The sequence below is a fragment of the Ruegeria sp. CDSA246 genome (assembly GCF_059611225.1).
This window is the reverse complement of sequence record NZ_JBXWPD010000044.1, coordinates 1-3,877: the sequence shown is the minus strand read 5'-3', so window position 1 is coordinate 3,877 and position 3,877 is coordinate 1. Positions and strand designations below refer to the sequence as shown.

Genomic DNA, 3,877 nt, shown 5'->3' with positions numbered 1-3,877 from the left:
ATCATGACTGCGGTTCGCCGGGGTGACGGTATCACGTATTCTGCCAGAGCTTTTTTCGAGGACGATCTGTCATCTGGTCGAATGATTGAGTTGTTCTCTGAGCCACTCTTCGGCGTCTATTACATCCAGACTCAAGCAGAATTTCAGCGTCCCGAGGCTAAGGTGTTCGTCAATTGGCTTAAAGCGCAATCACAAGCCGTATCGAGACACAACTCTGGAAGCTGAGAAGTATCTATTTACTCACCTGCTCTGTTTGCTCAAGACCGTTGGTTTCGCCGTTTTTTAAGGCTGCTTTGTGGAGGAGCCAGCTGCGATCAGAGCCCCCATCCCTCCATCGATGAACTGCACGTTTTGAAAACCCATTGCTGTTAATACATTTGCCGCTGCCGCGCCTCGGTAGCTCGGAGCTCCGCCACAAGTGGTGAAAATTCGCCTTCCACGATCCTGTAACTCTTGAGATCTGTATTCATTTTCAAGGTCTGCCATCCAAGCGACGGCGCGACCAGGAGCCGGAATTGCTCTAGGGCTGATACCTGTAGCCGCCATTTCAGCGCTATCCCTCACGTCCACTACAAGTGCGTTGGGGTCTTCGATCAGTACTGCCAGCGTGTCAGTTGCTGAAATCGGATTTGCTTTGGATATTTCCTGAGCTTCCATTTGTGCGAATGTTAAGACCATATTGCCCCCCGACTGCAAATCCTGCGCTATGCTAGCATGCGGCTGATTTACCGCAAATCGGCACCGAAGCGATGCTTGGCAGTCTTGTCGTCGTCCAGACTGTTGCCATCAACGAAGTTAAATAAGTCCCGGTCAACGGCAGAAGCGGGCCTCGCAAATACCCCGGCCATTGCTGTTGATCAGTGATTACTGGGCGGCCAAAGCCTTCTGCCTGCAATAACACGATGCCTTGATCGGCACCTCGGCGCGAGCAGTGGCCTTGTCCAGTTGTGGCTTAATGTGGGCGGCTTCGACCGTTTCACCGCGCCGGGTGAGACATTCGTGCAAGCCATGCAGGCTCCAGACGTTGCCCGGATGCTGACAGGCCCGGCTAAGCGTTGCATCCAGGCCAAGGTCTGCACGGTAAACAGCTTCGGCCTCCTCCATCTGGCCCTGCTCAAGAAGAAGAGCACCCAGCGCATGACGGGTGGGTTGCATCCAGCCCCAGGGCTCGTCGTATGGCAAGTTGTCGTCGATCTCGACTGACTTTCGCAGGTGGTCAAAGGCCGTTTCGTGCTCTCCTGCGTGATAGTCCAACTCACCCAGCATCATTTGCTCAGCGACCTTCAGAATGTCCCGGCATGTGTTGTTGAACAGCATTCGGGTCTCAGGAACTCTGGCCAGAGCATCATAGAACTTGGCTTTTTCACTCTCGGCTTCGGCGACCCTGTGTAGGTTGGCCAAGGCAACCGTCCTTGCATACCGCATCATGGCAATGGTCACGCTGTAAAGCTCTTCATCCTCTGGCAGATCCTGATCGAGAATATCCTGCCAGAGACCAAACCTGATCAGCACATGTTGCTTCATTGGAATGAAGCCTTCAAACCAGTCCGCCATAGGCCGAAGAGTGTCTGACGGCAAGGTGTCGATCAGCTCATCGGCGGCTTCGATTGCTGCCGATGGTTGCCCCAAGAACATCGCACCGTATATTTTAAAGTGATAGTTGTGGCACCGATAGACGGAATAGAAATTGTCAGGGCCTTCGCGCTTCAGAAACTTGCGATCTGCCAATATGGCTTTGTGATTGCGCAGTACCACGTTCATGTAGTCTCCGCACAACACGTCGATATGGGTCGGCATGTGCAACAAATGCCCGGCCTCGGGCACCAGCGTGCTGAGCACATCGCCGTGACGCAGTGCCCGTTCGGGGTGGGGCGACATTTCCATCAGGTGAATGTACATGTGCAATAGTCCTGCGTGCTCCCATGCTCCGGAAAGTGTATCGAACGCATTTTCGAGCACGGATATTGCCTCGAGCGTATCGGCCCCTTCGGCGGGCTTTCCGGTCGGCAAATCCCAAAGCTGCCAAGGTGTCCGGTTCATGAGCGACTCGGCCAGAATCGCAGACACGTCCAGGTCCGGATCGAATTCGGTGTGAACCTTTCGCATCGCATCAGCGAAGGCATCATTCCACGGGCTGAAATCCTCAATATCCGATGAAGATGGATAACGCGCTGGAATGGCATCGATTAGCGCGCGTTCAACATGCGTCAGCCGCTCCTTTAACGACGCAGCAGCCTCGATTGACGCTTTCGCCAAGGCGATACAGTCAGGCTTTTCGTCTTCTTCGAATGTTTCCCAGGGCTTGTTGTAGTTCGGCCCAATACAATACGCGATGCCCCAGTGCGCCATTGCGCAATTTGGATCCGCAGCTACAGCATTCTGAAAGCATACAATCGCTTCTTCGTGGTTGTAGGCGTAAGTCCAAGCCAAACCACGATCAAACCAAAGCTGGGCTTCGTCCGACGAGGTTGTGATCTTTCGGCTGTAGCTACCGAGATCATAGTATTCCATCACAATAACCCCCTAATTAGAGGTAGGAGGTTACCACAATGGGCTGTTTCTCGATACTGGCGACATCAAAGCCGACCCAAGGCATAGACCCGTCTTATATGAACTCCATTGATCGAAGCACTCTTCTTGGCGACTGATCAACTTGTCGGCCGCGTGAGTGACGCGCCGTCCAATCCCTCCACTGTAGCCCACCGACAAGACCACAAACACCGCTCGCACACACCTAAGACGGGCTTTTGAGAAAGCTGATGTCAGCAGTCAGATTGGTCTTTTCCGCCATCTAACACTTTTGGGGCTTGGTAGCGTCGTGCGACAGCTTCCGTTCTAAGTGGTGTTGAAAACGTGTAATTTGGGCTCATTGCGGGCGTCAAAAATTCAGGCACCCTATCCTTCTAGCGTGGCAACTGCATGGTCATGAGAGGTATGCGGTCGATGCATGTTGAGAATGCGTCGAGCTTCATTCGATTGTCCCGAAATTGCCAGCGCATGCGCCAATGAAAACTCAATTAAGTCGCGTTGCGCCCGGCTGCCGCCTAGGCGTTCGTGCTCAGACATGACACCTACAAATTTCTCAATCGCTTCATCCGCATTTCCATCCGCCAACGCACGGAATGCGCCTGCGACCGAAGCAACGGTGGGGCCGCGGGGCCCTTTGCGCCGTCAATGGTTGTTTCCAGACGCTCTCTGTTTCCAGCCATCGCATGCGCAAGAGCAGCGTGAACATCCGCAAAAGCCAAGCCAGGTGAAGGAAAGAACTGAACAGCATAGTCGCTGGGTTGTTGCCAACGCTCCTGAGGAATTTGCTCACCAGCCAAAAAGGCGCGGTGAACAATTGCCACACTATCAGTCAGAACGTTCAGTGGTGGCGCAGGAGGTCGGTCGGGGGAATACGTTCTCTGCGGCATATTCGTTTGTCGAGTAGCAGCCCAAAACGGACATTCAATCCAAGACTTTGCAATTCCGGCTTAGCGGACTTTGCCGCCATTGACGTCCCAGTATCGAATAGCCGCTTTTATGCCGCGCCCCCGGTTCCTGGATGCGCGGCATGAGGAATTACTCGCTCCGCACAATTCCCGAGTACGCGCCATTTAGGTTGAGTGTGACTGTAACCGCCTCATCGTCCCTGTTTCGCCAGAACCAGCCGTGATCACCGGCGAAGGGAGTTTCAAAACTGCCCTCGCCTTCGGTTTGACCGCGCCCCTTCTCGTAGATCACGTTTTGGTCGCCTGCATGAGCATGGAGGTCGAAGTTGATACGACCACCCTCAGCCACCCAAGAATAGAACAGGGTATCGTGTCTGACGTCAGCACCAATGGGACAGTTTAAGTAGATTTGATAAGAGAGGGTTTCTGGCTCATCGTAACCG

The 3,877-nt window shown here is 53.8% G+C and carries 2 protein-coding genes and 2 pseudogenes; 1 reads left to right on the top strand and 3 read right to left on the bottom strand.

What is annotated here, in order from left to right; genetic code table 11:
- Window positions 1-225, top strand: a pseudogene (locus AC2FI9_RS22660) (LysR family transcriptional regulator); the annotation flags it as partial.
- A gap of 57 nt (window positions 226-282) precedes the next feature.
- On the opposite strand, the gene AC2FI9_RS22655 reads toward AC2FI9_RS22660, so the two are convergent.
- The 3 genes and pseudogenes from AC2FI9_RS22655 to AC2FI9_RS22645 form a co-directional block, all read right to left on the bottom strand.
- Window positions 283-678, bottom strand: coding sequence for a rhodanese-like domain-containing protein (locus tag AC2FI9_RS22655; RefSeq protein ID WP_496770968.1), 396 nt, complete (start codon window positions 676-678; stop codon window positions 283-285).
- 186 nt (window positions 679-864) lie between these two features.
- Complete coding sequence (locus AC2FI9_RS22650; RefSeq protein WP_496770966.1) at window positions 865-2,511, bottom strand: hypothetical protein; 1,647 nt, start codon at window positions 2,509-2,511, stop codon at window positions 865-867.
- A 1,053-nt stretch (window positions 2,512-3,564) separates the two neighbouring features.
- Window positions 3,565-3,877: pseudogene (locus AC2FI9_RS22645) on the bottom strand (hypothetical protein); the annotation flags it as partial.